The sequence below is a fragment of the Streptomyces sp. NPDC058741 genome, from assembly GCF_042746715.1.
Lineage (GTDB): Bacteria > Actinomycetota > Actinomycetes > Streptomycetales > Streptomycetaceae > Streptomyces.
On sequence record NZ_JBHYQH010000012.1, the window covers coordinates 104,001 to 130,522 of the forward strand.

The following is a 26,522-nucleotide window of genomic DNA, read 5'->3' on the forward strand; positions in this document are numbered from 1 at the left end:
ACCGGCCGGGAACGAGCAGCCGGACACGACCACAGGAGCCGCCCCGTGCACCTCGACCACAGCCACGACGGACCGGCCGCCGCCGGTGCCGACGCGCACCGCCCCGACGGCGGTCGCCGCGCCCTGCGCATCGGACTCGGCGGACCCGTCGGATCCGGCAAGACCGCCACCGTCGCCGCGCTCTGCCGGGCGCTGCGGGCCGAACTGTCGCTCGCCGTCGTCACCAACGACATCTACACCCGCGAGGACGCGGAGTTCCTGCTGCGTCAGGCCGTGCTGCCGCCCGAGCGCATCACGGCCGTGGAGACGGGGGCCTGCCCGCACACCGCGATCCGGGACGACATCTCCGCCAACCTGGAGGCGATCGAGGACCTGGAGGACACCGTCGGCCCTCTGGACCTGGTGCTCGTGGAGTCCGGCGGGGACAACCTCACCGCGACCTTCTCCAAAGGGCTGGTGGACGCGCAGGTCTTCGTGATCGACGTGGCCGGGGGCGACGACATCCCGCGCAAGGGCGGCCCGGGCGTGACCACCGCCGACCTGCTCGTCGTGAACAAGACCGACCTCGCTCCGTACGTCGGCTCCGATCTGGCCCGGATGGCCGCCGACGCCAAGGCCCGCCGGGCCGGACTCCCAGTGGTCCTGCAGTCGCTGCGGAGCGAGGCCGGAGTCGCGGACGTCGCCGCCTGGGTGCGGGCGCAGCTCCAGGCCTGGACGGCGGGCGGGTGAGCGGCACCGGCGTCCGGGCCGTCGCGCGGATCCTCGCCCGGGCCGACGGGCGGGGCGGCACCTGCCTGCCGGTACTGGAGAGCGAGGGGCCCCTGGCGCTGCGGCGCACCCGGGCCGCCGGGTCCGAAGCCAGGGTGATGCTGGTCGGTGCCATGAGCGGACCGCTGGGCGGCGACCACTTCACCGTGGAGGGCCGGGTCGAGGAGGGGGCACGGCTGTCCGTCGGATCGGCCGCCGCGACCCTCGCCCTGCCGGGACAGGCCAAGGGCGGGGCCCGCTACGACGTCCGGCTCGGCGTCGCCGACGACGCCGCACTGCACTGGACGCCCGAGCCGTTGATCTCCGCCCGGAACAGCGACCTGTGCGTCACCACCCGCGTGGACCTCGCGCCCACCGCGCGGCTCGTGCTGCGCGAGGAACAGGTGCTCGGCAGGGCGGGTGAGGAACCCGGCCGGCTGAAGAGCCGTCTGACCGTACGGATCGCCGGCCGGACCGTGCTCGACCAGGAACTGGCGTGCGGGCCCGGCGCCCCCGGCGGCTGGGACGGGCCCGCCGTGCTCGCAGGGCACCGGACGGTCGGGCAACTGGTCGTGGCCCACCCCGGTTTCGCCTCGAAGCCCGTGACGGCCCGGCTGCTGGGGGAGGGCGCCTCGGTCGTGCCGCTCGCCGGGCCGGCCGCGCTCGTCACCGCCGTCGCGCCGGACGCCCTGCGGCTGCGGCGGCTGCTCGACGAGGGCCTGCGGTCCCTGGCATAGGCGTCCGGACAGCAACATCCCTTCTCCGTTTATCGGATTGGCAAAGAAGGGTGATGGACCCTGTCCTCCGAGGCCTCCCAACGGCGAGGATCCTCCGTACTGATCGCAACGATGTACGGGGAGGTCCCCCTTGAGGGGTACGAGACCGAAGAGGCGCATGGCGGCGCTCGGTTCGGCCGGCGCACTCGTGACGGCCACGCTGATAGGCGGCGCCGTCGCGGCGCCCACGGCGAACGCGAGCGCGAGCAGCGGCTACGGGCAGGGCAAGGACCGCGAGGCGCGGGGCGCCGCGATCGCCGCCGCCCGGGCCGCCGAGGCCGGCATCGACTGGCAGGACTGCCCCGCCGACTGGAACCTGGCCAAGCCGATCCAGTGCGGGTACGTCACCGTGCCGCTCGACTACGCCAAGCCGTACGGCAAGCAGATCAAGCTCGCCGTCGACCGCATCGGCAACACCGGCACGAAGGACGAGCGGCAGGGCGCGCTCATCTACAACCCCGGCGGCCCCGGCGGCTCCGGGCTGCGCTTCCCGGCCCGGGTCACCGGCAAGAGCCCCGTCTGGGCCAACGCCGCGAAGGCCTATGACTTCGTGGGCTTCGACCCGCGCGGCGTCGGCAAGTCGGCGCCCATCTCCTGCGCCGACCCGCAGGAGTTCGTCAAGGCGCCCAAGATGGACCCCGTACCGGACTCCGAGGCCGACAAGCGCGCCCAGCGCAAGCTGGCCCGCGAGTACGCCGAGGGCTGTCAGGAGCGCAGCGGCTGGATGCTGCCGCACATGACCACCCCCAACACCGCGCGGGACCTCGACGTCATCCGCGCCGCCCTCGGTGAGAGGAAGCTCAACTACCTGGGCGTCTCCTACGGCACCTACCTCGGCGCCGTCTACGGCACCCTCTTCCCGGGCCACGTGCGCCGTATGGTCGTCGACAGCGTCGTCAACCCCTCCCGGGACAAGATCTGGTACCAGGCCAACCTGGACCAGGACGTCGCCTTCGAGGCCCGCTGGAAGGACTGGCAGGACTGGGTCGCCGCGAACGACGCGACGTACCACCTCGGCACCACCCGCGCCGCCGTCCAGGACAAGTGGCTCCAGCTGCGCGCCACCGCGAAGAAGGAGCCGCTCGGCGGGGTCGTCGGCCCGTCCGAACTGACCGGCTTCTTCCAGGGTGCCCCGTACTACGACTCCGCGTGGGCGCGGGTCGCCACCGCGATGAGCGAGTACTTCGCCGGTGACCCCCAGGCGATCATCGACGCGGCCGCACCCGACCTGTCGGACACCGCGGGCAACGCCGCCTCGGAGAACGGCAACGCCGTCTACACCGCCGTCGAGTGCACCGACGCCACGTGGCCGACGAACTGGCGGACCTGGGACCGGGACAACACGCGCCTCCACCAGGACCACCCGTTCCTGACGTGGGCCAACGCGTGGATGAACCTGCCCTGCGCCACCTGGCCGGTCAAGCAGCAGACGCCGCTGGAGGTCGGGACCGGCAAGGGCCTGCCCGGGGTGCTCATCGTCCAGTCCGAGCGTGACGCGGCCACCCCGTACGGAGGTGCCGTCGAGCTGCACAAGCGGTTCAAGGGCTCCCGCCTGATCACCGAGAAGGACGCGGGCTCCCACGGCGTCACCGGCCTGACCAACCCGTGCATCAACAGCCGGGTGGACGCCTATCTGCTGACGGGCGAGCTGGACTCCGCGGACGTGACCTGCGCGCCGCACGCCACACCGAAGCCGTAGCAGCAGCCGTTCGTCCGAACGGACGGGGCGGGCCGGAGGTCACACCGGCCCGCCCTCCCTCATGCTCCCCGGGCCGCCAGCCAGGCGTCCTGCGCCGCGTAGTCGAAGAGGTCCGGGTAGACCCCCGCGAGCCGGGGGAACGCCTCCCGCCGGTCCCGCCCGGCCGGAGGGTGAGCCACTCGGCCGTCTCGGGCAGGTTCTCGGCGTGGGACACGACCGGCCGGTAGCCCACCTCACGTTCCGCGGCGGACATGTCGCACAGCACCGGCAGCTCCACCGACCAGGGGACAGGCCCACCGAGGGCGACGGCGCCGCCCCGTCCAGCAGGACGGTCTCCGTCCGCGCGCCCATGACCGCGTCGAGCGCCGCCCCGATCCGCGCCGCCGTCGGCGGCCGCTGGTCACAGGCGTTGAGCACCCCCACCCCCGGCAAGGCCGCCCCAGCCGGACCAGTTCGGCGATGTTCCGGGCGGCCGCCGTGTGGAACACGCTCTCGCCCTCGCATGCGAGCACCCGGCGGCGCCGGCCGTCCAGATGCGTCCCGGACGCCCCCGCGAGAGGCCGCCGTCACCTCCCAGCCGTCCCGGGCCGGCGCCCGTACCGCCGGCCGGCCATCTGCCCGTCCGTCCCGATCACCACCGCACGTCCCATGAGGCGACCGCAGAGCGCCCGGTCCGGCCGCGGGAACGGCTTCCGCCGACGGCGGAGGAGGTCAACGCAGCGGGGTGCGCCGGGTTGTGCGCTCCTTGGCGGCGGCGGCCCGCTCGGCCTCCTCGGCCTTCACGTCGGCCGCGTACCGGTCGACGTACTCCTGCCCGGACAGGGCCAGGATCGCGTACATGATCTCGTCGGTGACGGCCCGCAGCACGGCCTTCTCGTTCTCCATGCCGGCGTAGCGGGAGAAGTCGAGGGGCTCGCCGAAGCGGATCGAGACCCGTCGGATGTTCGGGATGACCTTGCCGGGCGGCTGCGCCTCGAAGGTGCCGATCATCGCGCAGGGGACGACCGGGACACCGGCCTTGAGCGCCATCACCGCGACGCCGACCTTGCCCTTGTACAGCCTGCCGTCGTGCGAGCGGGTGCCCTCGGGGTAGATCCCGAGCAACTCGCCCTTGCCCAGCACACCGAGGCCCTCGCGGATCGCGGCCCGGCCGGCGTCCTTGCCCGAGCGGTCGACCGGGATCTGCCCCGCGCTGCGGAAGAAGAAGGCCGTCAGACGGCCTTTGACGCCCGGTCCCGTGAAGTACTCGGCCTTGGCGAGGAAGGTGATGCGCCGCTTGAGGATCGCGGGCATCAGGAAGTGGTCCGAGAAGGACAGGTGGTTGCCGGCGACGATGGCCGCGCCCTCCGCGGGAACCTGCTCCAGGCCTTCGATGCGCGGCCGGAAGACCAGTCTCAGCAGCGGACCCAGCAGTACGTATTTCAGAAGGTAGTAGAACAAAGCGGGCGCTCCTCGACTCTCGCGGTGGCCTCAACCGCCGCGTTCCAGCAGGTCAACCGGCATGTCGTGGGGTGCCAGTGTAGGTGCAGGCGCTGCCGCCGGGCACCTGGTGGGACGGAGCGCGCTGATCCTTCCTCCCCTGGCTGACGGCCGGTCAGGCGTGCGTGTCCCGCGGTGCTCGCGCGGCCGGGGAGAACCGCGTGACCAGCGTGCTGCGCCGCCCGGGTGACCGGCAGGTCCGACGGCGCGCCTGGCGTGATCACGGCGGGTGCCTGGCGCGCCCGTGGCTCTTGCCGGGGGCAGGCCGCTGTGGGCCGGTGGCGTCCCCCGTCCGGCCGAGTAACCTGCCAGGCATGCGCATCTCAGTTTCCTCGGACATGGACGAGCCCGTCGCCCGCTCCCTCGTGGCCGCGCTGCGCGACCGGGGCCATGAGGTGAGCCCGCACGGCGCGCTGCTGCCCGGGGACGACCCGCAGTGGGCGGTGTGCTCCGAGGCCGCGGCCCGCGAGGTCGCCGAGGGTACGGCCGACCAGGCGGTGGTGTGCTGCTGGACCGGCACGGGCGCCTCGATCGCCGCGAACAAGGTGCCGGGGGTGCGGGCCGCCCTGTGCACGGACGCCTGCACGGCCGACGGGGCCCGCCGCTGGAACGACGCCAACGTGCTCGCACTCAGCCTGCGGCTCACCTCCGAGCCGCTGCTGAAGGAGATCCTCGACGCCTGGTTCGCGGCCCGGCCCAGCACGGACGCCGAGGACCGGCAGAACGTGGACCGGCTCCGGCTGCTCGATCACGGCAGGACTCGCTTCTAGGTCACAGCCGCACGATCACCAGTGCGGTGTCGTCGGTGGCGCCGCCGGACGGCAGCAGTTCCCGCAGGACCGTGTCGGCCAGGACCTCGGGGTCCTGCCCGCGGCGCCGGCGCCGCGAATCGGCCAGCCGGCCGAGGCCCGTGTCGATGTCCTCGCGGCGCCGTTCGACCGGGCCGTCGGTGTGGAGCACGAGCGTGGCGCCCGGTGCGTACGAGATCTCCGCCTGGGGCCGCGGAATGGGATCGATCCGTGCGCGCGTCGAGCGGCGTGTCGGTGGCCTGGTCGAGGACGTCGGTACGGCCGTCGGCGTGGACCAGCACCGGCGGGGGGTGCCCGGCGCTGCTGTAGGCGATGACCTGCCGGTTTGAAGTCGATGAACGTCGTCACCGCGGTCGCCGACTCGGCACCGTCGACCACATGGGCGTAACGCCCCAGCACGTCCAGGGTCTGGGCCGGCCCGGCGGCGACCCGGGAGCCCGCGCTCAGCGCGCTGCGCAGCCGCCCCATCACCCCGGCCGCCTCCAGTCCGTGCCCGACCACGTCCCCCACGGACACGCCGATCCGGTGGCCGTCGACCAGTTCGACGAGGTCGTACCAGTCGCCGCAGACATTCAGCGCGCCCAGGGCCGGCCGGTACCGCACGGCGATGCGGTGGTCCTGGCGGACCTGGCGGCGGGCCGGCAGCATCGCCTCCTGCAGGGCCAGCGCCACCTCCGCTCCCGGGAGTGCGCGCGGCGCAGCCGCTCGTTCAGATCCTGCAGTTCCCGGGCGCGGGTGTACAGCTCGGCCTCCAGCACCCGGGCGCGGGTGTCGTGCCGGCCGCTGGAGCCGCCCCGGGCCCGGATGAGCTCGGTGACCTCCTCGACGCGGTGCAGGATCAGCCGGACCCCCCCGTCGGGGCCGCGCAGCGGCACGTTCACCGGACTCCAGTAGCGCTCCTCCCGGATCCCGGGCCGCTCGGGTGTCTCCACGTCGTAGCGCTGCGGCGCCATGGCATCGCGCTCCCCGGTGACCAGGACGCGGTACAGCGAGGCCTCCAGGGTGCGCATGCCCGTGGCGGTCGGGTCGTGGGGGTTGTCGGGGAAGACGTCGAACAGGTGCCGGCCGATCAGATGCCCACGTGTGCGGCCGGATACGTGGGCGTACTCCTCGTTGACGTCCGCGAAGACGAACCCGGGGGTGAGGAGTGCCACCATGCCGGGCAGGGCCTGGAACACCGTCGCGTAGTCGATCGCCGTATCCGCCATGGCCGCCGCCTCACCACTGCCGCAATCACACCTGTTTCCCACGGTACGAGCCAATCCCGCCCGGGCTCACTCCGGGAGGTCCGTCAGGGACTGCTCGGCCCAGATGATCTTGCCGTCGGGGATGAACCGCGTACCCCACCGCTGTGTGAGCTGCGAGACCAGCAACAGCCCGCGCCCGCCCTCGTCGGTCGTGCGCGGGTGGCGCAGATGGGGGGTGGTGGCGCCGCCGTCGAACACCTCGCACACCAGCGCGCGGTCGCGGATCAGCCGGAGCCGGATCGAGCCGCCGGCGTAGCGGATGGCGTTGGTGACGAGCTCGCTCACCACCAGTTCCGTGGTGAAGACCAGCTCGTCAAGTCCCCAGCGGGCCAGCTGCCGGGTCGCGGTGCGGCGGGCGTCGGCGACCACGGCCGGGTCGGAGGGCAGCTCGAAGTCCGCGACCTGCTCGCTGCCGAGACGTTTCGTCCGTGCCACCAGCAGGGCCACGTCGTCGTGCGGGCGGGCCGGCACCAGCGCGTCGACCACCGTCCGGCAGTACGTGTCCAGCGGTCCCCCCTGCCGCAGTACCCGCCGCAGCCGCTTCCGGCCCGCGTCCACGGCCCAGGTCTCACCGCGGGCCAGCAGCCCGTCGGTGTGCAGGGCGAGGGTGGTCCCCTCGGGCAGGAACAGCTCGACCGCCTCGAACGGCGGGCCGCCCACGCCGAGCGGCGGGCCCTGCGGCAGGTCGACGAACGTGACCGAACCGTCGGGCAGCACCGCGGCCGGGGCGGGGTGCCCCGCGGCGGCCATGGCGCAGCAGCCGTCGACCGGGTCGTAGACCGCGTACAGGCACCCGGCGCCGACGGACCGCCCGCTGCCGTCGCCCGCCGTGTCCGGCTCGCGGTCGTCCCGCGCCGAGCGCGCCACGAGGTCGTCGAGGTGCGCCAGCACCTCCTCGGGCGGCAGGTCCAGCGCCGCCAGGGTGCGCACGGCGGTCCGCAGCTGGCCCATCGCCGCGGCGGCGTCGATGCCGTGCCCCGGCACCTCGCCCACGACCAGCGCGACCCGCGCCCCGGACAGCGGGATGAGGTCGTACCAGTCGCCGCCGAGCCCGGTGAGCTCGTCGGCCGGCCGGTAGCAGGCGGCCACCTCGACGGCGTCCTGATCCGGCAGCCGCTGGGGGAGCAGGCTGCGCTGCAGCACGAGCGCGGCGTCGCGCTCACGGGTGTAGTGGCGCGCGTTGTCCAGGCAGACGGCAGCGCGGGCGACGAGATCCTCGGCCAGGCGCTGGTCCTGCTCGTCGAAGGGCTCCTGCTGGTGGCGCCGGTAGAAGGTGGTGACGCCCAGGTGAGTGCCCCGGGAGCGGATCGGCACGGTCAGCACACTGTGCAGACCCAGCTCCCGGAACGTGGCCCGCCGGCCGTTCGGGACGTCCGTGGTCCAGTCCCGGTCGAGCGGGTCGAGCCGGTCGGAGCGCCAGGACCGGCCGGTGGTCAGGCACCGCACCGGGGGTGACCCGGCCCGGTAGGTCGCGACCTCGCCGACCGGGACGGCGACCTCCAGCAGGTCGTCGTAGGCGGACCGGTGGCCGGCGCGGCGCAGCGCCACCGATCCCTCCGTGTCCGGGAGCGGCCCTGGCGGCAGCTCGCCGCCTCCCAGCACCGTCTCCAGCAGGTCCACGCTGACGAAGTCGGCCAGTCCCGGCGCGGCCACGTCGGCCAGCTCCTGCGCGGTGCGCATCAGGTCCAGGCTGCGGCCGATGGACTCGCCGGCCCGGTCGAGGAGCGCCAGCCGCTGCCGGGCCCGGTGCCGCTCGGTCATGTCCACGACGGTGTAGTAGACGCCGGCCGGGTTGCCCTGCTCGTCCTCCAGCCTGGTGAACGACAGCATGTGCGCCGTCTCCCGCAGCGGCGCCGACCGGATCCGGCCGACGTGCTCGTACCCGAGGACCGTCTCGCCGGTCTCCAGCACGTGCCGCATCTGCGCCTCGACCGCCTCGGCGTCCATGCCCGGCTGCACGTCCGCGAACCGCAGCCCGAGCCGGCGCGCCGCAGGCCCGCCGCCGAACTGCTCCAGGGCGGTGTTCGACCACACGAAACGCAGGTCCGTGTCCACGATCGCGATACCCACCGGGGCGTCGGACACCATCTGCTCCAGCACCCCGCGGCTCATGTTCCAGCCGGGCGCGTCGGCCAGCTCCGACAGCAGGACCAGCCGGCGCGAGGCGCCCCGCGCCTCCTCGGACGCGGAGATCCGGGCCACGACCCGCACCGGCCGCCCGTCCCGGCGGAGCATCGTCAGCAGCCCCGTCCAGCCGCCGTCCCCGCGGCACCGCTCGACCAGATCGGGAACGCGCTCGGCGTCCTCGGCGACCAGCAGGTCGGCGAGCTTCCTGCCCACCGCCTCGGCCGGCGTGTGCCCCAGCAGTCTCCGGGCAGCCCCGGTCCAGCCCGTCACCACGCCCTGCGGGTCGAGCAACAGGGGCGCCGCGTCGGCCACGTCGAACCGCTGCCGGGCAACGCCGTCATCCTCGTCTGCGCCCACGGCCGACCTCTCTGTCGCTGAGAGTGGTCTACCACCTCTTGCCCCAATCTGCACCCTTCCGGCGAGACCGGGCGGCTCGGGCGGGCCGGTCGAGCGGTCGGGCGGGCCCCGGCGGAGGCCTGTTCCGGGCGGTCGGGCCTCCGCCGGCCGGCTTCCTACACCAGGACCTTCTCCAGCGTCCGCAGCGCCCCTGCGAGCTCCTCGCCCGTGATGGTGAGCGGCGGGGCCAGCCGGATCGTCGAGCCGTGGGTGTCCTTCACCAGGATCCCCTCGCGCATCAGCCGTTCGCTGATCTCGCGGCCGGTGCCGAGCGCGGGGTCGATGTCGACGCCCGCCCACAGGCCCCGCGAGCGGAAGCCGACGACGCCCCTGCCGACCAGCCCCGTCAGGCCGTCGCGCAGGGTCACGCCCAGCTCGGCCGCCCGGCGCTGGAACTCGCCCGTCTCCAGCAGCTCCACCACGGCCGAGCCGACCGCGGCCGCCAGCGGGTTGCCGCCGAACGTCGAGCCGTGCTCGCCCGGGTGCAGCACCCCGAGCACGTCCCGGCGCCCGACCACCGCCGACACCGGCACGATGCCGCCGCCCAGCGCCTTGCCCAGCAGCACCACGTCCGGCACCACCGACTCGTGCTCGACCGCCAGGGTGCTGCCGGTCCGGCCGAGCCCGGACTGGATCTCGTCCGCGATGAACAGGCAGCCCGCGCGGCGGGTCAGTTCGCGCACGCCGGCCAGGTAGCCGTCGTCCGGGATGATCACACCCGCCTCGCCCTGGATCGGCTCGATCAGCACCGCCGCCGTCGTCTCGTCGACCGCGGCCTCCAGCGCGGCCAGGTCGTTGTACGGCACGATCCGGAAGCCCGGGGTGAAGGGGCCGAAGCCACGCCGGGCGGTCTCGTCGGTGGAGAAGCTGACGATCGTCGTCGTACGGCCGTGGAAGTTGTCCGCCGCCACCACGATGGTCGCCCGGTCCGCCGGGACGCCCTTGACGTCGTAGGCCCACTTGCGGGCCACCTTCACGCCGCTCTCCACCGCCTCGGCGCCGGTGTTCATGGGCAGCACCATGTCCTGCCCGGTCAGCGCCGCGAGCCGCTCGGCGAACCCGGCGAGCCGGTCGTTGTGGAAGGCCCGCGAGGTGAGGGTCAGGCGGTCCAGCTGGCGGTGCGCGGCCTCGATCAGCGTCGGGTGCCGGTGGCCGAAGTTGAGGGCCGAGTAACCGGCCAGCATGTCGAGGTAGCGCCGGCCCTCGACGTCCTCCACCCAGGTGCCCTCGGCGCGGGTGACGACCACGGGCAGCGGGTGGTAGTTGTGTGCGAGGACCGGCTCCTCCGCGCGGATGAGCTCCTCGGAGCCGCGGGTCCTCCGCGAGCCGGACGCCGGCGAGCCCTGGGTGCGGACAGGTGCGGTCATGAGCGGATCTCCCGGATCTCCTGGGTGCAGCACTTGATGCCGCCACCGGCCTTCTGGAACTCGGACAGGTCGACGGGGACGGGGACGTAGCCCCGGTCGGCCAGTTGCCCGGCCAGACCGGTGGCCCCCGGCGAGATGAACACATGGCGCCCGTCGGAGACGGAGTTCAGCCCGAACGCCATCGCGTCCTCGCGGGTGGCGAGCACCGCGTCCGGGTACATCCGGGCCAGCACCTCGCGGCTGCCCGGCGAGAACGCCTCGGGGTAGTAGGCGATGTTCTCCTCGTCGAGGACGAACAGCGCCGTGTCGAGGTGGTAGAACCACGGGTCGACCAGCGTCAGGCTGACCACCGGTACGCCGAGGTACTCCTGCACCTCGCTGTGGGCCTCCCGCGTGGTGCGAAAGCCCGTACCGGCGAGGATCCAGCGGCCCGCCGGGACCAGGTCGCCCTCGCCCTCGCACACGGACTCGGGGTGGTACACCTCGTAGCCCTGCGTCTTGAACCACGCCTCGTACGGCACGGACTCGGGACGGCGTTCGGGCGCGCGGAAGAGGGAGCCGAAGACGCGGCCGCCGACGACGACCGCCGCGTTCGCGGCGAAGACCATGTCGGGCAGGCCGGGAACGGGTTTCACACTGTCCACGGTATGGCCGTGGGCACGGTAGGTGTCGACCAGCGCCTGCCACTGGTCCAGCGCGCGGAGCACGTCGACGGGTTCGTCGGGGCGCATCCACGGGTTGATCGCGTACTGCACGGCGAAGTGTCTGGGTTCGCAGACGAGGTAGCGCCGCCGACGCGGCACACGGGAGTCGGGCACGAAGGGGTCCCTCTGCTTCCTCACGGTGTGTGACGGGTGATGGACACAACGGTAGGAACCCGGACGGTGCCCGACAAGGAACAATGCTTGCGCGCCCACGCAGGAACGCTGCGTCTTCGGCCCGGTCAGCGCACGCCTGCTGCGCCTCCCCGGCCCTCCTCCGGCGCCGGATGGCTGGCTCCCGCCTCCGGACTCTCCGGCAGCAGGTGCGACAGCACCATCACGCTGATCGTCTTCCGGATGAACGGCTCCTGGCGGATCCGCTCCAGCACCTCCTCGAAGTGCTCCACGTCCCGCGCCCGCACGTGCAGCAACGCGTCCGCGCCGCCCGTCACGGTCATCGCCGCGGCGATCTCCGGATAGTCGCGCACCACCTCCGCCAGCCGCCGGGGCGGGGCCGCGCCCTCGCAGTACACCTCGACGTAGGCCTCCGTGCGCCAGCCCAGCGCCGACGGCTTGACCGTCGCCGTGAACCCGGTGATCACCCCGCTCTCCCGCAGCCGGTCGACCCGGCGCTTGACCGCCGTCGAGGACAGCCCGATCGCCGTGCCGATCTCCGCGAACGACGTCCTGGCGTTCGCCATCAACGCGGCGATGATCCGCTGGTCGAGTTCGTCGAACGCCGTGGACCTGCTGTTCATGCGGGCACTGTATCCACCGGCACTGCGCCCCGCCCCCGGCACTGGGCCCGGCACTGGGCCCCGCCCCCGGCACTGGGCCCGGCACTGGGCCCCGCCCCCGGCACTGGGCCCCGCCCCCGGCGCGCGGCGTGCACCGCATCCGGTGCGGACGTCCGTCCCCGGCGCATGTCCGTACGCGGGGATCGCCCCTACACTCCGGGTTCATGCTGCGCGCCCTGGCTGTCGACGACGAACCTCCCTCGCTCGAGGAACTGCTCTACCTGCTGCGGGCCGATCCCCGCATCGGCAGCGCGGAGGGCGCCGGCGACGCGACCGAGGCGCTGCGCCGCATCAACCGCGCCCTGGAATCCGGCCCCCGCGGACCCGAGGCGATCGACGTCGTCTTCCTCGACATCCAGATGCCCGGTCTCGACGGCCTCGACCTCGCCCGGCTGCTCACCGGCTTCGCCCGGCCGCCGCTGATCGTGTTCGTCACCGCCCACGAGGACTTCGCCGTGCAGGCCTTCGACCTCAAGGCCGTCGACTACGTCCTCAAACCCGTCCGCAAGGAGCGCCTCGCCGAGGCCGTCCGCCGGGCCGCCGAGCCGCGCGGCGCCGCCCCGCGCATCCCCGTGAGCGAACCCGACCCGGACCACATACCCGTCGAACTCGGCGGCGTGACCCGCTTCGTCGCCGTCGACGACATCACCCACGTCGAGGCCCGGGGCGACTACGCCCGCCTGCACACCGACAAGGGCAGCCACCTGGTCCGCATCCCGCTGTCCACCCTGGAGGAGCGCTGGCGCTCCCGGGGCTTCGTGCGCATCCACCGCCGCCACCTCGTCGCCCTGCGCCACATCGGCGAACTCCGCCTCGACGCCGGCACCGCCAGCGTCCTCGTCGGCTCCGAGGAGCTCCAGGTCAGCCGGCGCCACACGCGCGAGCTGCGCGACCTGCTCATGAGGAGGCCGTGACGGTGCCCCAGGACCACACCGAGCGCCGCGTCGTCGTCACCGGCCCGCCCCGCGGGAGGCGGGCCTCCGGCTCCTACCGGCCCCGCACCGAGATCGACGAGCAGACCACCCTCGGCCACACCTACGTCCGCTCCCTGATGCGCACCCAGCTGCGCGCCGCCCTCACCGTCTTCGCGGTCTTCGGCCTGCTCGTCGGCCCGCTCCCGCTGCTCTTCGCCGCGCTGCCGGGCGCCCGCCGCCTCGAATGGGCCGTCCTCGGCTTCGGCCTCTACGTTCCCCTGGTCCTGCTCGCCCTCTGGTACGTCCGCCGCGCCGAGCGCAACGAGCGGGACTTCGTGCGTCTCGTGGAAGACCGCTGACGCCACGCCCATGAACTCCAGCTACGCCGTGCCCGCCGTCGCCCTCGTGGTCGTCGCGACGGTACTCGTCGGCGCCTTCGGCCTGCGCATCTCCCGCACCACCTCCGACTTCTACGTCGCCTCCCGCACCGTCGGCCCCCGCCTCAACGCCGCCGCGATCAGCGGCGAGTACCTCTCCGCCGCCTCCTTCCTCGGCATAGCGGGCCTCGTGCTGGTCCACGGCCCGGACATGCTCTGGTACCCGGTCGGCTACACCGCCGGCTACCTGGTGCTCCTTCTGTTCGTCGCCGCCCCGCTGCGTCGCTCCGGGGCCTACACGCTGCCCGACTTCGCCGAGGCCCGCCTCGCCTCCCAGGCCGTACGGCGCCTCGCGGGCGCCTTCGTCGTCGGGGTCGGCTGGCTGTACCTGCTGCCCCAGCTCCAGGGCGCCGGACTGACCCTGACCGTCCTCACCGGGGCGCCGGACTGGCTGGGCGGCGTCATCGTGGCGCTCGTCGTCACCGCCATCGTCGCCGCCGGCGGCATGCGCAGCATCACCTTCGTCCAGGCGTTCCAGTACTGGCTGAAGCTCACCGCCCTGCTCGTCCCCGCCCTGTTCCTGGTCCTCTCCTGGCAGGGCGACGGCGCCCCGCGCCACGCCTTCGACGAACCGGCCGCCTTCCGCGAACAGCGCGAGGTGCGCGTCGACGACAGCGTCGACCTGAGGCTGGACCGCCCCCTGACCGTCACGGTCACCGGCACCGTCGACGGACGCTCCCACACCGGCGCCCGCCTCGACCTGCCCGCCGGCACCCACCGCATCGACGGCGGCACCCGGCTCACCTTCCCCGCGGGCGCCCCCGTCCCCGAGGCCGGACGCGGCGGCGGAGACCTCACGCCCTCCCCGTCCGAGCAGACCGGCAGCCGCGGGGAACGCCCCCTGTACGCCACCTACGGGCTGATCCTCGCCACGTTCCTCGGCACCATGGGCCTGCCGCACGTCGTGGTCCGCTTCTACACCAGCCCGCACGGCGTCGCCGCCCGCCGTACCACCGTCGCCGTCCTCGGCCTGATCGGCGCCTTCTACCTGCTGCCCCCGCTCTACGGCGCGCTGGGGCGCCTCTACGCCCCCGAGCTGACCCTCACCGGCGACCCGGACGCCGCCGTCCTGCTGCTGCCCGACCGCATGATCGGTGGAGTGGGCGGCGATCTGCTGGGCGCGCTGGTCGCGGGCGGTGCCTTCGCCGCGTTCCTGTCCACGGCCTCCGGACTGACCATGGCCGTCGCGGGCGTCCTCACCCAGGACGTCCTGCCGTCCCGGGGCGTGAGGCACTTCCGGCTCGGCACGGTCCTCGCCATGTCCGTGCCCCTTGCGGCGAGCGTCCTGGTCGGCGGGCTCCCGGTCGCGGACGCGGTCGGGCTCGCCTTCGCCGTGTCGGCGTCCTCGTTCTGCCCGCTGCTCGTCCTCGGCATCTGGTGGCGGCGGCTGACCCCGCCCGGCGCCGCCGCCGGCATGATGGTCGGCGGCGGCTCGGCCCTGCTCGCCGTCGCCGCGACCATGGCGGGCTACCCCGGCGAAGGAGCCCTGCACGCCCTGCTCGCCTGGCCCGCCCTGTGGTCCGTCCCGCTGGGCTTCCTCACCATGATCCTGGTGTCCCTGGCCACCCCAGGACGGGTCCCGCCCGGCACGGCGACCGTTCTGGCCCGCTTCCACCTGCCCGAGGAACTGCGAACGGAGGTGCCGGCATGAGCGGCTTCCTGGCGGGCCTGTGCGTCGCCGTGCTCCCGGTCCTGGCCCTCGGGATCTGGCTCGGGCGGCGCACCGCCCGGGCCGATAACCTGGCCGGCCTCGGCACCCCCGTCGAACACGCCACGTTCGAGACCCTGCACACCGCGTCCCTCGCCGCGCCCCCGCTGCGCGCCGGCCTCACCGAGGAGACCGCCCGCAAGTCCGCCCGTAAGCTGCGCTCCCTGCTCGGCACGGACGCCCTCTGCCTCACCGACCGCGCACAGGTCCTCGTCTGGGACGGCGACGGCGCCCACCACCGCACCGAGATCATGGAACGCCTCGCCGGCCCCCTCGACACCGGCCGCGGCGAGGCCTTCCACCTCACCTGCGACACCCTGGACTGCTCGGTGCGCTGGGCGGTCGTCGCCCCGCTCACCGTCGACGACCGGGTGCACGGCGCCCTGGTCGCCTGCGCGCCCCGCGAGTCGGCCGTGCTGGTCCGGGCCGCGGGGGAGGTCGCCCGCTGGGTGTCGGTGCAGCTGGAACTGGCCGATCTCGACCAGTCCCGCACCCGCCTCATCGAGGCCGAGATCAAGGCGCTGCGGGCCCAGATCTCCCCGCACTTCATCTTCAACTCGCTCGCCGTCATCGCCTCGTTCGTGCGCACCGACCCCGAGCGCGCCCGCGAGCTGCTCCTGGAGTTCGCCGACTTCACCCGCTACTCGTTCCGCCGGCACGGCGACTTCACCACCCTCGCCGACGAACTGCACGCCATCGACCACTACCTGGCCCTGGTCCGGGCACGCTTCGGCGACCGCCTGTCCGTCACCCTGCAGATAGCGCCGGAGGTGCTGCCCGTCGCCCTGCCCTTCCTGTGCCTGCAGCCGCTCGTCGAGAACGCGGTCAAGCACGGCCTGGAGGGCAAGGCCGCCCCCTCGGGCAAGTGCCACATCCAGATCACCGCGCAGGACGCGGGCGCAGAGGCCCTCGTCGTCATCGAGGACGACGGGGCCGGCATGGACCCCGACCTGCTCCGCCGCATCCTCGCCCGCGAGGCCAGCCCCTCCGGCGGCATCGGCCTGTCCAACGTCGACGACCGGCTCCGCCAGGTCTACGGCGACGACCACGGCCTCGTCATCGAGACGGCCCCGGGCGCCGGCATGAAGATCACCGTCCGGCTGCCGAAGTACCAGCCCGGCGTGCACTCGGCGGGCCGGCTGACGCGGGAGTGAGCCGTCAGGTGCTGCGCGCGGTGGCCACCAGCCCGAGCGTGATCAGCCCCAGGACGACCCAGCCGAACCACAGCCAGCCGTTGCTCCCCAGTGCCACCGTGTAGGCCGTCACCAGGACGAGACCCCCCACGGTGATCCCTCCCATGGTCTTCGTCGCATTGGAACCGTGCGTGGAACGGGGCATCGCGACACCCTCCTCGTGGTCCGGTCCCTCCATGGTGCCCGCCCGGCACCCGGCGCGCACGGGCCTCGCACGAGCCGTCTTCAGCGCCCCCGCGCGTTCAGCGAGGCCAGATAGGCGTTGTACGCCTCGAGTTCCTTGTCCCCGTCGCGCTCGGCGGCCCGGTCCGTGCGCCGGGCCTGGCGCTGCTCGGAGGCGTACCACTGGAACAGCAGCGCGATCAGCACCAGCACGGACGGGATCTCGCTGAACGCCCAGGCGATGCCGCCCGCCGCGTTCTGGTCGGACAGCGCCTCGATGCCCAGCGAGGCGGGCGGGTTCTTGAACGTCTCCACCATCGGCTCGCTCGCCATCATCAGCGCGATCCCGAAGAACGCGTGGAACGGCATGCCCGCGAACAGCTCCAGCATCCGCATCAGGTAGCCCGGCCGGTGCGGCCCCGGGTCCACACCCATGATCGGCCAGAAGAACACCAGCCCGACGGCGAGGAAGTGCACCATCATCGCGATGTGCCCGGCCTGGGAGCCCATCAGCGTGTCGAACAGGGGCGTGAAGTACAGCGCGTACAGGCTCGCGATGAACAGCGGGATCGTGAACGCCGGGTGGGTGACGATCCGCAGGTACCGGCTGTGCAGGAACATCAGCAGCACCTCGCGCGGCCCCTTACGGCCCCGGCCCGCCGTCGGCAGCGCCCGCAGCGCCAGTGTGACCGGCGCCCCGAGCAGGATCAGGATGGGCGACACCATGCTGATCACCATGTGCTGGACCATGTGCACGCTGAACATGACCATGCCGTAGTCGTTCAGCCGGGTGCACATCATGAGCATGATGCTCAGCACCCCGAGCGCGAAGGCGACGGTCCGCCCCACGGGCCACTTGTCCCCGCGCCGCACCAGGCGCGCGACCCCCCAGCCGTACAGGACGAGCCCGGCCAGGCAGGCGATGAGGAAGAACGGGTCCGTCGACCACTGAAGCCCTCGCCCCGGCGTGAACGGCGGCAGATCCATGGTCATGCCGTGCCCGCTGTGATCCATCCGCCGGCTCCTGTTTCGTGGGGGTGTGCAGCCATCTGTCCGCCCACAAGAGTAGAACCGCCCCCGGTCACCGTTGCGACCGGGGGCGGTACGACACCTCAGGGGCGCGGGGAACCGCGCGACCAGCCACACAGGACCCGCCCCCGGCGGACGAGCGCAACGTCAGAGGACGCACTCCGCTTCCTCGTACCGGTCCTCCGGCACCGTCTTCAGCGTCTCCACGGCCTCGGACAGCGGCACCATCACGATGCCGGTGCCCCGCAGCGCGGTCATCCGCCCGAACTCACCGCGGTGCACGGCCTCCACCGCGTGCCACCCGAACCGCGTGGCCAGCACCCGGTCGTAGGCGGTCGGCGTGCCGCCCCGCTGCACGTGCCCGAGGATGACCGGCCGCGCCTCCTTGCCCAGGCGCCGCTCCAGCTCCACGGACAGCTGGCGCGCGATGCCCGCGAACCGCTCGTGCCCGTAGATGTCCTTGCCGCCCTCGTCGAACTCCATGGAGCCGGGCCGGGGTTTGGCGCCCTCCGCCGCGACGACGATCGCGAAGCGCTTGCCCGCCTCGAACCGCGCGCCGACGCGCCGGGCCAGTTCCTCTGTGTCGAAGGGCCGCTCGGGCACGACGATGGCGTGCGCACCGGCCGCCATGCCGGAGTGCAGCGCGATCCAGCCGGTGTGCCGGCCCATGACCTCGACGACCAGGACCCGCTGGTGGGACTCGGCGGTGGTCTTCAGCCGGTCGAGGGCCTCGGTCGCCACGCCCACGGCCGTGTCGAAGCCGAACGTGACGTCCGTGACGGCGATGTCGTTGTCGATGGTCTTCGGCACGCCCACCACGGGCAGCCCGCTGTCCGACATCAGCCGGGCCGCCTTGAGCGTGCCCTCGCCGCCGATGGGGATGATCGCGTCGAGGCCGAGCTCCTGGAGGTGGCCCTTGGCCCGCTCCACGCCGTCGCGCAGATGGGAGGGCTGGACGCGTGAGGAGCCGAGGATCGTGCCGCCGCGGGCGAGGATGCCGCCCACCGCGTCGAGGTCGAGCTTGAGGTAGTCGCACTCCAGGAGGCCCTTCCAGCCGTCCCGGAAGCCGATGACCTCGTCGCCGTGGTCGACGACGGCACGGTGCACGACGGACCGGATGACGGCGTTCAGGCCGGGGCAGTCGCCGCCGGACGTGAGGACACCAATGCGCATAGCCCGAAAGACCTTCTCGATGTGGGCCGGGACCGGACCGCGTTGTCCGGCTGGAATCCCCGCCACCCTAGCGGCATCGAGGGCCCTGGCCGAAGCACGCGTCCGCCTGCTGGACGACCCCGCTCACCTGTGCGGATGGGCCGACAGACGGGCTGTTGACCAGCGGGTTGACGCGTGCCCCGGGGCGGCTGGGACGCGCGGCTCAGGCAGGCTGCTGAGCAGCGGCGATGCGCTCGTTGCGCAACGCCTCGTACCAGCGGTCGTCGGTCGGCGGCAACGCGTTGACGTCGAGGGCCAGCTTCAGCAGCAGGTCCGCGATCAGCGGGTTGCGCGCGAGGACGGGGCCGTGCATGTACGTGCCGAAGACGGTGTCGTTGTACGCGCCCTCGGTACCGTCGCCCGTGCCGTTGCCGTTGCCGAAGCGCACCCGGGCGAGCGGGCGGGCGGTCGGGCCGAGGTGGGTGACGCCCTGGTGGTTCTCGAAGCCGGTCAGCGGGGGCAGGCCGAGCCGCTGGTCGACGTCGCCCAGCACGTCACCGACGCACCGCGCGCCCTCCCCGCGCACCGACACCACGTCCAGCAGCCCGAGGCCGGGCTCGCGCTGGCCGAGGTCGTTGATGAACTCGTGGCCGAGGATCTGGTAGCCGGCGCACACCGAGAACACGATGGCGCCGTTCTCCACGGCCCGGGTCAGCCCGCCGTCCCGGCGCAGCCGCTCGGCGGCGAGCCGCTGCGGCCGGTCCTCGCCGCCGCCGATCAGGTAGATGTCGCCGGAGGTCGGGATCGGCTGGTCACTGCGCACGTCCAGCCGGGCCACGTTCAGGCCGCGCTGCCGGGCGCGGCGCTCCACGACGAGGACGTTGCCCTGGTCGCCGTAGGTGCTGAGCAGGTCGGGATAGATCCAGACGATGCGCAGTTGGTTGTCGCTCACAAAAGTCCCCTGACGTCTCGTGCTCAGTTGCCGACGCGGCGGCGCAGGTCCTGGAACGCCGTGTAGTTGGCGATGACCTCGATACGGCCCGGCGGGCACGCGGCCACGGCCTGGTCGAGGTTGTCGTAGACCTGGAAGTGCTGGTCCGCGACCTCCAGGCGCACCGCGAGGTCCAGCCGCCGGTCGCCGACGACACAGATCGGGTGGCCGGTCAGGCGGGTGTAGTCGACGTCCCACAGCCAGGAGGTGTCGGTGCCGTCGGCTGAGCGGGCGTTCACGGAGAGGATGACCGGCGTGGGCGGCGGGTCGATCAGGGAGAACGTCTCCAGCCAGCCGGCCGGGTTCTTGGCGAGCAGCAGCCGGAGGTCGCGGCCCTGGAACTGGACCACGTCGTACCGTCCGGCCACGGCCTGCACCTGGTACATCCGCTCCAGCGCGACCTGCGGCGGCACCCCGAAGACGGCGGCGACGGCGGCCGAGGACGCGGCGTTGGCCTTGTTGGCGCGGCCGGGCAGCTGGAGGTGGATCGGCCAGGCCGAACCGTGCGGGTCGAGGACGTGGTCGCCGGAGAGCGCCCAGCTCGGCGTCGGCCGGCGGAAGCCGCACTCGCCGCAGAACCAGTCGTCGCCCGGGCGCTGCATCACACCACCGCAGGACGGGCAGGACCAGGCGTCGTCCTTCCACATCTGCCCGGCGGCGACCCAGATCACGTTGGGGGAGGAGGACGCGGCCCAGACCACCAGCGGGTCGTCGCAGTTGGCGACGACCACGGCCTTGGAACCCGCGAGGCCTTCCCGCCAGTTCTCGGCGAGCATCCGCGTCTCGGCGGCGCGGTCGAGCTGGTCGCGGGAGAGGTTGAGCAGCGCGATGCACTTCGGGGCGGTGTCCCGGGCAACGCCGGCGAGGTACTTCTCGTCGACCTCGATGACGCCGTACCGCGCGTCCGAGCCGCCCGCCAGGGCCGAGGTGATACCGGCCGGCATGTTGGCGCCGAGCGCGTTGGAGACGACCGGCCCCGCCGCGCGCAGGGCCTCGGCGATGAGCCGGGTGGTGGTGGTCTTGCCGTTCGTCGCCGAGACCAGGACCACGTCCAGGTTCTGCGCGAGCCGGGCCAGGAGCTCGGGGTCGAGCTTGAGCGCCACCCGGCCGCCGATCACCGAACCGCTGCCGCGCCCTGCGGCGCGGGATGCCGCTGCGACCGCCTTGCCCGCGGTCACGGCGAGCTTGGCCCGCGGCGAGAGCGGGTCCGAGTTGCCTGCCATCAGTTCTCGATCCTCCTTGCGTACGCGCCGCGCCTGAAGCCTGACGGCCACGTGGGGTGTGGGCCTCAGCCTATCGAGATCCATTAGCGGTCCCGAACCGCGGCACTGTGGTGGACTCGTGCGGAAGGCGCGGATCGACAGGGACCTTACTCTTGCCGCCATGCGACGCAGCCCCATCCCCGGTGCCCGAGGCCACGTGAGACCCCTCACCCTGCACGGCGACCCGCTCCTGCACACCCCCTGCGCGGAGGTCGCCGACTTCGGCCCCGAACTGGCCCGCCTCGTGGAGGACTTGTTCGCGACCATGTACGCCGCGCGGGGCGTCGGGCTCGCCGCCAACCAGATCGGCGAGCCGCTGCGCGTCTTCGTCTACGACTGCCCCGACGACGAGGACGTCCGCCACCTGGGCCATGTGGTCAACCCCCGCCTCGTCACGGCGGACGGGGTCGTGGTCCGGGGCCCGGAGGGCTGTCTGTCCCTGCCGGGCCTGGAGGCGGGCACGGAGAGGTACGACCACGCGGTGGTCGAGGGCCTCACGGTGACGGGGGAGCCCGTCACCGTCCACGGCACGGGCTTCTTCGCCCGCTGCCTCCAGCACGAGTGCGACCACCTGGAGGGCCGCGTCTACGCGGACCGCCTCGTGGGCTGGCGCCGGCGCAGGCTGATGCGGCAGGTGGCCAAGGCCTCATGGCACAGGGTGGGGTGACTCCTCAGGGGTGCGGGCCCGCGCCGATGCGCGGCTCCGTCGCGTGGGCGCGAACGCCCTCCCACCGTCCGTCAGCCGACGCGCGGCGCTCAGAACCCGGGACCGCCGACCCGATCCCCCGCGGCCGCGAGGCGCCCCCACAGCAAGTCCGCCAGACTCCGCACCAACTCCGAACGGGAGCAGGGCCGTTCCCCCAGCCACCAGTCCCCGGCGGCATGCATCATGCCGACGATCCCGTGCCCCCACACCCGCGCCAGCTGCTGCCCGCCCGGTCCGAGGTCGACCCGCTCCTCGATGACCTTGCCCAGTTCCTCGCCCATCCGCCGCAGCAGCGGGGCGCTGTGCTTGCCTACGTCGAAGCCCGGGTCGCCCGGCTGGCCGCCCTCCGCGGGATGCATCAGGAACCGGTACACCTGGGGCTGCGCCTCGATCGCCGTGAGGTAGGTGTCCAGTGTCGCCTCGACCCGCTCCCGCCGCTCGGCCGGAGCGTCCAGCGCCGCCCGCAGGGAGTCCAGCAACGCGTCGGTGTGCCGCTTGGCGAGGGCCGCGTAGAGGCCGCCCTTGTCGCCGAAGTGCCGGTAGAGGATCGGCTTGGTGATCCCGGCTTCCGCCGCGATGGCGTTCATCGAGGCCTGCGGGCCCTCGCGCAGCACCACTCGGTCGGCGGCCTCCAGCAGCTCGCGCCGGCGGCGGTCGGCGGACCGTTGCTGATCGGTCCGCTGCGTGGTGTCCATGTGCTCTCCCCACCCGTGCTGTTTCGGTGACGCCTGCGCAAACTAGCACTGAAGCGTGGCCCCCACATCGAACGGGTGCCGGCCGGCCGGTGGGAGTTGACGTGGACTACCCGCCGGTAACAGACTGGAGTTACCGCAAGTAACAAGCAGGTGTGCCACTGGAGGGGACGACATGGCCGAGTTCACCATGGAGCTCAACGACGAACAGAAGGAGGTCCGCGACTGGCTCCACGGCTTCGCCGCCGACGTGATCCGGCCCGTCGCCGCCGAATGGGACGAGCGTGAGGAGACTCCCTGGCCGGTCATCCAGGAGGCCGCCAAGGTCGGCATCTACTCCCTGGACTTCTACGCCCAGCAGTACTTCGACCCCACCGGTCTCGGCATCCCCATGGCCATGGAGGAGCTGTTCTGGGGCGACGCGGGCATCGCCCTGTCCATCGTCGGCACCGGCCTCGCCGCCGTGGGCGTCCTCGCCAACGGCACCGAGGAGCAGATCGGCACCTGGATCCCGCAGATGTACGGCGACGCGAACGACGTGAAGGTCGCCGCCTTCTGCTCCTCCGAGCCCGATGCCGGATCCGACGTCGCCTCCATGCGCACCCGGGCCGTTTACGACGAGGCCAAGGACGAGTGGGTGCTCAACGGCACCAAGACCTGGGCGACCAACGGCGGTATCGCCAACGTCCACGTCGTGGTCGCGGTCGTCGACCCCGGGCTCGGCTCCAAGGGCCACGCCTCCTTCATCGTCCCGCCGGGCACCGAGGGCCTGTCCCAGGGCCAGAAGTTCAGGAAGCACGGCATCCGCGCCTCGCACACCGCCGAGGTCATCCTCGACGACGTGCGCGTCCCGGGCTCCTGCCTGCTCGGCGGCAAGGAGAAGCTCGACGAGCGGCTCGCCCGCGCCCGCGAGAAGGCCAGGCAGGGCGGGGAGCGCGTGAAGAACGCGGCGATGGCCACCTTCGAGGCCTCCCGTCCCGCCGTCGGCGCCATGGCCGTCGGCACCGCCCGTGCCGCGTACGAGGTCGCCCTCGACTACGCCAAGACCCGCGAGCAGTTCGGGCGGCCGATCATCGACAACCAGGGCGTGGCGTTCCAGCTCGCCGACATGCGCACCTCCATCGACGCGGCCCGGCTCCTCGTCTGGCGCGCCTCCTGGATGGCGGTCAACGGCAGGCCGTTCACGGCCGCCGAGGGCTCGATGTCCAAGCTGTTCGCGAGCGAGACCGCCAAGAAGGTCACGGCCCAGGCCGTCCAGATCCTCGGCGGCAACGGCTACACGCGGGAGTACCCGGTCGAGCGGATGCACCGCGACGCTGCCATCTACACGATCTTCGAGGGCACCAGCGAGATCCAGCGCCTGGTCATCGCCCGCACCCTCGCGGGCACGCCCATCCGCTGACGCCGCCTCAGCGGCGCCGGCTGCCGCTCGGAGGCGAGCACGTCCGGCTCGCCTCCGAGCGCGTGCGGCTGCTCCCCGCCTGCGCGGTGCCGTCCGGCTCCGCGCAAGCCGGCCGCCGCCGGCGCCCCTCCAGGCGGCACGTGCCCCAGCGACGGCGCCACCGAGCCGGAAGGGGGTGACGTCCTCGCCGGTGCCGTCCGCTCGCAGAGCAGCCCTGGCAGCCGGGCGGCCGGGCACGGGCAGCCTCCCGCGGGCACGCCGACATCGGGTCGGACCGCTCCGCATGGGGGCGAGCCGTGCCAGGCTCGTCGTCACACCCCCACGACGGAGGACGCGATGACGCACCCGGCCCGCGACCTGGTGAGGACGACCACCGAGAAGCTCGCCCCGGACCCCCGCTCCAACCCTCTGGTCCCCCGCATCGCCGACGGCACGTCCCCCCGCTCCGCCCTCGCCGCCCTCGCCCTGGAACAGACCTGGGTGATCCCGGCGGACCGCCGCGCGTTCGAGCACCTGGCGGCGCGCTCCGGGACGACCGACCCGCAGGCCGCGGCCTTCTTCACGGCCCTCGCGCAGGGCGAGGCGCTGGCGGGTGAGCGCCTGGTCGCCTTCGCGCGGGCGTGCGACGTGCGGGAGGAGACGCACGAGCCGCTTCCCGGCTGCCAGGCGTACCCCGCGTACGTGGCCTGGCTGGCCCTGAACGCCGCACCCCCGGACGTGGTCCTGGCCCTCACGGCCAACTTCTCGGCGTGGGGCGGCTGCTGCGCGACCATCGCCAACGCCCTGCGGGAGCACTACGGCTACACCGACGAGGCCTGCGGCTTCTTCGACTTCTTCGCGGAGCCGTCACCCGACCTGGCCCGGCTGGCGACGGCGGCGGTGGGGGCGGCCCTGGACGCCGGGCGTCTGGACGAGCGGCGAGCACACACGTACGGCCGCCTCCTGCAGACCTACGAGGCGATGTTCTGGACCGCCCTGAGCGAGACCCCCTAAGGTGCGCGGGTGCGCGGGCGGCCGGCCCCCGCGCACCCGCCGCGGCTAGGTCGCCGTCCCGCTGCTGTGCGCGATGCAGGCCACATCGATGCGGTCGGCCAGCTTCGCCAGCTCGATGGTCAGCGCCGCGACCGTGTCCTCGTCCAGCCCCGACTCCCCGTCCTCGACGAGCCGGACCCACCGGCCCCCCACCGTCCGCAACAACTTGCTGACATCGGCCGCGGACACCTGCAGGGTCCCGCGGTCGTCGACGATCAGGGGCAGAGTCACTTCGCGGTTCACGGACGCGATCGTAGCCCCGCCACCCTCACGCACCGTGCCAAACGGTGGTGATGTTGCAGAACTCGCGGATTCCGTGCCCGGACAGCTCACGCCCGTATCCGGACCGCTTCACCCCGCCGAACGGGAACGCCGGGTGCGAGGCCGTCATGCCGTTGAAGAACACACCCCCGGCCTCCAGGTCCCGTACGAACCGGTCCACCTCCGCGTCGTCGAGGGTCCACACGTTCGAACTCAGGCCGAACGGGGTGTCGTTCGCGATGAGCACGGCCTCGTCAAGGTCCGCCGCCCGGTACAGCGTGGCGACCGGCCCGAAGGCCTCCTCCCGGTGGATCCGCATCTCCCGGGTGATGCCCGCGAGGATCGTCGGCGCGTAGTACCAGCCGGGTCCGTCCGGCCGCCGGCCGCCGCACAGCACCTCGGCCCCGCTGCGCACCGCGTCGTCGACCAGCTCCTCCAGATCCCGCAGGCCCTGCTCGCTGGAGAGCGGCCCGACCTCGGTGTCGTCGGACAGGGGATCGCCGACCTTCAGCGCCTTCATGCCCTCGGCGAAGCGCTCGGCGAAGGCGTCGTAGACGTCCCGGTGCACGATGAACCGCTTCGCGGCGATGCAGGACTGCCCGGTGTTCTGCACGCGCGCGGTCACCGCGACCTGCGCGGCCCGGTCGAGGTCCGCGGAGGGCATGACGACGAACGGGTCGCTGCCGCCCAGCTCCAGCACCGTCTTCTTGATCATCTCGCCGGCGGTGGAGGCCACCGCGCGCCCGGCCGGCTCGCTGCCGGTGAGGGTGGCGGCCTTGACCCGCTCGTCGCGCAGGATGCCGTCGATCGCGGCGGAGCCGACCAGCAGGGTCTGGAAGCAGCCCTCGGTGAAGCCCGCCCGGTGGAAGAGATCCTCCAGGTACAGCGCGGTCTGCGGGACGTTCGAGGCGTGCTTGAGCAGACCCACGTTCCCCGCCATCAGCGCGGGCGCGGCGAACCGGACCACCTGCCACAGCGGGAAGTTCCACGGCATCACCGCCAGCACCGGGCCGAGCGGCCGGTAGCGCACGAGCGCGCGTGAGGCGCCCGAGTCCTTGACGTCGGATCCGGCGGGCTCCTCGTCGGCGAGCAGATCCTCGGCGTGGTCCGCGTACCAGCGCATCGCCTTCGCGCACTTCGCGGCCTCGGCCCTGGCCTGCCGGATCGGCTTGCCCATCTCGGTGGTCATCACCCGGGCGATGTCCTGCTGGTCCTCGTCGAGGAGGCCGGCGGCCCGGTGCATCAGCCGGGCGCGCTCGTCGAAGCTCGTCGTCCGGTACGTGCGGAACGTGGCCTCGGCGAGCTGCAGGCGGCGCTCGATCTCCTCCTCGCCCATGGCCTCGTACGTCTTGAGCGTCTCGCCGTCCGCCGGGTTCACCGTCGCGATGGGCATGGCCGACCTCCCTCGGTGCAGCTGTGTCTCGACCTTCCCGCGC

Annotated in this window: 24 protein-coding genes and 2 pseudogenes; 11 read left to right on the top strand and 15 right to left on the bottom strand. The window is 73.0% G+C overall.

The genetic code is table 11. The features are described 5' to 3' along the window. Positions 1–45: 45 nt before the first annotated feature. The 3 genes from ureG (at position 46) to ACFW6P_RS12985 (ending at position 3,222) form a co-directional block, all read left to right on the top strand. Complete coding sequence (gene ureG / locus ACFW6P_RS12975) at positions 46–729, top strand: urease accessory protein UreG (protein WP_386357635.1); 684 nt, start codon at positions 46–48, stop codon at positions 727–729. Further along, positions 726–1,484, top strand: coding sequence for an urease accessory protein UreD (locus ACFW6P_RS12980; protein ID WP_386357634.1), 759 nt, complete (start codon positions 726–728; stop codon positions 1,482–1,484). The genes ureG and ACFW6P_RS12980 overlap by 4 nt, the downstream gene beginning before the upstream one ends. 157 nt (positions 1,485–1,641) lie before the next feature. Further along, positions 1,642–3,222 carry an alpha/beta hydrolase gene (locus ACFW6P_RS12985; protein ID WP_386357632.1) on the top strand — a complete coding sequence of 527 codons (1,581 nt, stop codon included), beginning with the start codon at positions 1,642–1,644 and terminating at the stop codon, positions 3,220–3,222. A 59-nt stretch (positions 3,223–3,281) separates the two neighbouring features. Here the strand turns inward: ACFW6P_RS12985 and ACFW6P_RS12990 are convergent. Together ACFW6P_RS12990 and ACFW6P_RS12995 are read right to left on the bottom strand one after the other, a co-directional pair. Next, positions 3,282–3,758: pseudogene (locus ACFW6P_RS12990) on the bottom strand (NAD(P)-dependent oxidoreductase); the annotation flags it as partial. Positions 3,759–3,933: 175 nt separating this feature from the next. Beyond that, positions 3,934–4,662 carry a lysophospholipid acyltransferase family protein gene (locus ACFW6P_RS12995; RefSeq protein ID WP_386423648.1) on the bottom strand — a complete coding sequence of 243 codons (729 nt, stop codon included), beginning with the start codon at positions 4,660–4,662 and terminating at the stop codon, positions 3,934–3,936. Between the two features lie 353 nt (positions 4,663–5,015). Here ACFW6P_RS12995 and ACFW6P_RS13000 point away from each other — a divergent pair, with 353 nt between their 5' ends. Next, entirely contained in the window at positions 5,016–5,471 is a 456-nt protein-coding gene (locus ACFW6P_RS13000) for an RpiB/LacA/LacB family sugar-phosphate isomerase (protein ID WP_386357628.1), read from the top strand. A gap of 1 nt (position 5,472) precedes the next feature. Here the strand turns inward: ACFW6P_RS13000 and ACFW6P_RS13005 are convergent. From ACFW6P_RS13005 to ACFW6P_RS13025, 5 genes and pseudogenes are all read right to left on the bottom strand, one after another. Beyond that, positions 5,473–6,718: pseudogene (locus ACFW6P_RS13005) on the bottom strand (PP2C family protein-serine/threonine phosphatase). A gap of 66 nt (positions 6,719–6,784) precedes the next feature. Further along, entirely contained in the window at positions 6,785–9,241 is a 2,457-nt protein-coding gene (locus tag ACFW6P_RS13010; RefSeq protein ID WP_386357626.1) for a SpoIIE family protein phosphatase, read from the bottom strand. Between the two features lie 155 nt (positions 9,242–9,396). Then, the gene (gene rocD / locus ACFW6P_RS13015; protein ID WP_386423650.1) at positions 9,397–10,647 is read right to left on the bottom strand and encodes an ornithine--oxo-acid transaminase; all 1,251 of its coding nucleotides are present in this window, start codon (positions 10,645–10,647) and stop codon (positions 9,397–9,399) included. Next, complete coding sequence (gene ddaH, locus ACFW6P_RS13020) at positions 10,644–11,465, bottom strand: dimethylargininase (protein WP_386357623.1); 822 nt, start codon at positions 11,463–11,465, stop codon at positions 10,644–10,646. The genes rocD and ddaH overlap by 4 nt, the downstream gene beginning before the upstream one ends. A 125-nt stretch (positions 11,466–11,590) precedes the next feature. After that, a complete protein-coding gene (locus tag ACFW6P_RS13025; protein WP_386357621.1) occupies positions 11,591–12,106 on the bottom strand; it encodes an Lrp/AsnC family transcriptional regulator in 516 nt (171 codons plus the stop codon). A gap of 203 nt (positions 12,107–12,309) precedes the next feature. Between ACFW6P_RS13025 and ACFW6P_RS13030 the strand changes: the two genes are divergently transcribed. The 4 genes from ACFW6P_RS13030 to ACFW6P_RS13045 are packed head-to-tail and all read left to right on the top strand — an operon-like array spanning position 12,310 to position 16,358. Further along, complete coding sequence (locus tag ACFW6P_RS13030; protein ID WP_386423652.1) at positions 12,310–13,059, top strand: LytR/AlgR family response regulator transcription factor; 750 nt, start codon at positions 12,310–12,312, stop codon at positions 13,057–13,059. A gap of 2 nt (positions 13,060–13,061) precedes the next feature. Further along, positions 13,062–13,418 carry a hypothetical protein gene (locus ACFW6P_RS13035; protein WP_386423671.1) on the top strand — a complete coding sequence of 119 codons (357 nt, stop codon included), beginning with the start codon at positions 13,062–13,064 and terminating at the stop codon, positions 13,416–13,418. Positions 13,419–13,428: 10 nt separating this feature from the next. After that, a complete protein-coding gene (locus ACFW6P_RS13040; protein ID WP_386357617.1) occupies positions 13,429–15,147 on the top strand; it encodes a cation acetate symporter in 1,719 nt (572 codons plus the stop codon). Beyond that, positions 15,144–16,358 carry a sensor histidine kinase gene (locus ACFW6P_RS13045; RefSeq protein WP_386357615.1) on the top strand — a complete coding sequence of 405 codons (1,215 nt, stop codon included), beginning with the start codon at positions 15,144–15,146 and terminating at the stop codon, positions 16,356–16,358. Before ACFW6P_RS13040 ends, ACFW6P_RS13045 begins: the two co-directional genes overlap by 4 nt. Before the next feature lie 4 nt (positions 16,359–16,362). Here ACFW6P_RS13045 and ACFW6P_RS13050 read toward each other — a convergent pair whose 3' ends face one another. The 5 genes from ACFW6P_RS13050 to ACFW6P_RS13070 form a co-directional block, all read right to left on the bottom strand. After that, positions 16,363–16,542, bottom strand: a complete 180-nt coding sequence (locus ACFW6P_RS13050; RefSeq protein ID WP_386357613.1) for a hypothetical protein — start codon at positions 16,540–16,542, stop codon at positions 16,363–16,365. Between the two features lie 80 nt (positions 16,543–16,622). Continuing rightward, entirely contained in the window at positions 16,623–17,573 is a 951-nt protein-coding gene (locus ACFW6P_RS13055; RefSeq protein ID WP_386357611.1) for a cytochrome c oxidase assembly protein, read from the bottom strand. A gap of 162 nt (positions 17,574–17,735) precedes the next feature. After that, positions 17,736–18,761, bottom strand: coding sequence for a 6-phosphofructokinase (locus ACFW6P_RS13060; protein ID WP_386423654.1), 1,026 nt, complete (start codon positions 18,759–18,761; stop codon positions 17,736–17,738). A gap of 202 nt (positions 18,762–18,963) precedes the next feature. Beyond that, on the bottom strand, positions 18,964–19,692 hold the full coding sequence (locus ACFW6P_RS13065; RefSeq protein ID WP_386357609.1) for a type 1 glutamine amidotransferase: 729 nt from the start codon (positions 19,690–19,692) through the stop codon (positions 18,964–18,966). 23 nt (positions 19,693–19,715) lie between these two features. Then, complete coding sequence (locus ACFW6P_RS13070) at positions 19,716–20,954, bottom strand: MurT ligase domain-containing protein (RefSeq protein WP_386357607.1); 1,239 nt, start codon at positions 20,952–20,954, stop codon at positions 19,716–19,718. A gap of 160 nt (positions 20,955–21,114) precedes the next feature. Here ACFW6P_RS13070 and def point away from each other — a divergent pair, with 160 nt between their 5' ends. Beyond that, entirely contained in the window at positions 21,115–21,660 is a 546-nt protein-coding gene (def, locus tag ACFW6P_RS13075) for a peptide deformylase (protein WP_386357605.1), read from the top strand. Positions 21,661–21,749: 89 nt separating this feature from the next. Here the strand turns inward: def and ACFW6P_RS13080 are convergent, their stop codons facing one another. After that, complete coding sequence (locus ACFW6P_RS13080) at positions 21,750–22,394, bottom strand: TetR family transcriptional regulator (RefSeq protein WP_386357604.1); 645 nt, start codon at positions 22,392–22,394, stop codon at positions 21,750–21,752. Positions 22,395–22,566: 172 nt separating this feature from the next. Here ACFW6P_RS13080 and ACFW6P_RS13085 point away from each other — a divergent pair, with 172 nt between their 5' ends. Next, positions 22,567–23,793, top strand: a complete 1,227-nt coding sequence (locus ACFW6P_RS13085; RefSeq protein ID WP_386423656.1) for an acyl-CoA dehydrogenase family protein — start codon at positions 22,567–22,569, stop codon at positions 23,791–23,793. Between the two features lie 336 nt (positions 23,794–24,129). Then, the gene (locus ACFW6P_RS13090) at positions 24,130–24,786 is read left to right on the top strand and encodes a transcriptional regulator (RefSeq protein WP_386423658.1); all 657 of its coding nucleotides are present in this window, start codon (positions 24,130–24,132) and stop codon (positions 24,784–24,786) included. A gap of 45 nt (positions 24,787–24,831) precedes the next feature. On the opposite strand, the gene ACFW6P_RS13095 is transcribed toward ACFW6P_RS13090, so the two are convergent. Together ACFW6P_RS13095 and ACFW6P_RS13100 are read right to left on the bottom strand one after the other, a co-directional pair. Then, the gene (locus ACFW6P_RS13095; protein ID WP_386357598.1) at positions 24,832–25,068 is read right to left on the bottom strand and encodes a DUF6213 family protein; all 237 of its coding nucleotides are present in this window, start codon (positions 25,066–25,068) and stop codon (positions 24,832–24,834) included. A 25-nt stretch (positions 25,069–25,093) separates the two neighbouring features. Next, positions 25,094–26,479, bottom strand: coding sequence for an NADP-dependent succinic semialdehyde dehydrogenase (locus tag ACFW6P_RS13100; RefSeq protein ID WP_386357596.1), 1,386 nt, complete (start codon positions 26,477–26,479; stop codon positions 25,094–25,096). Between the last annotated feature and the right edge of the window lie 43 nt (positions 26,480–26,522).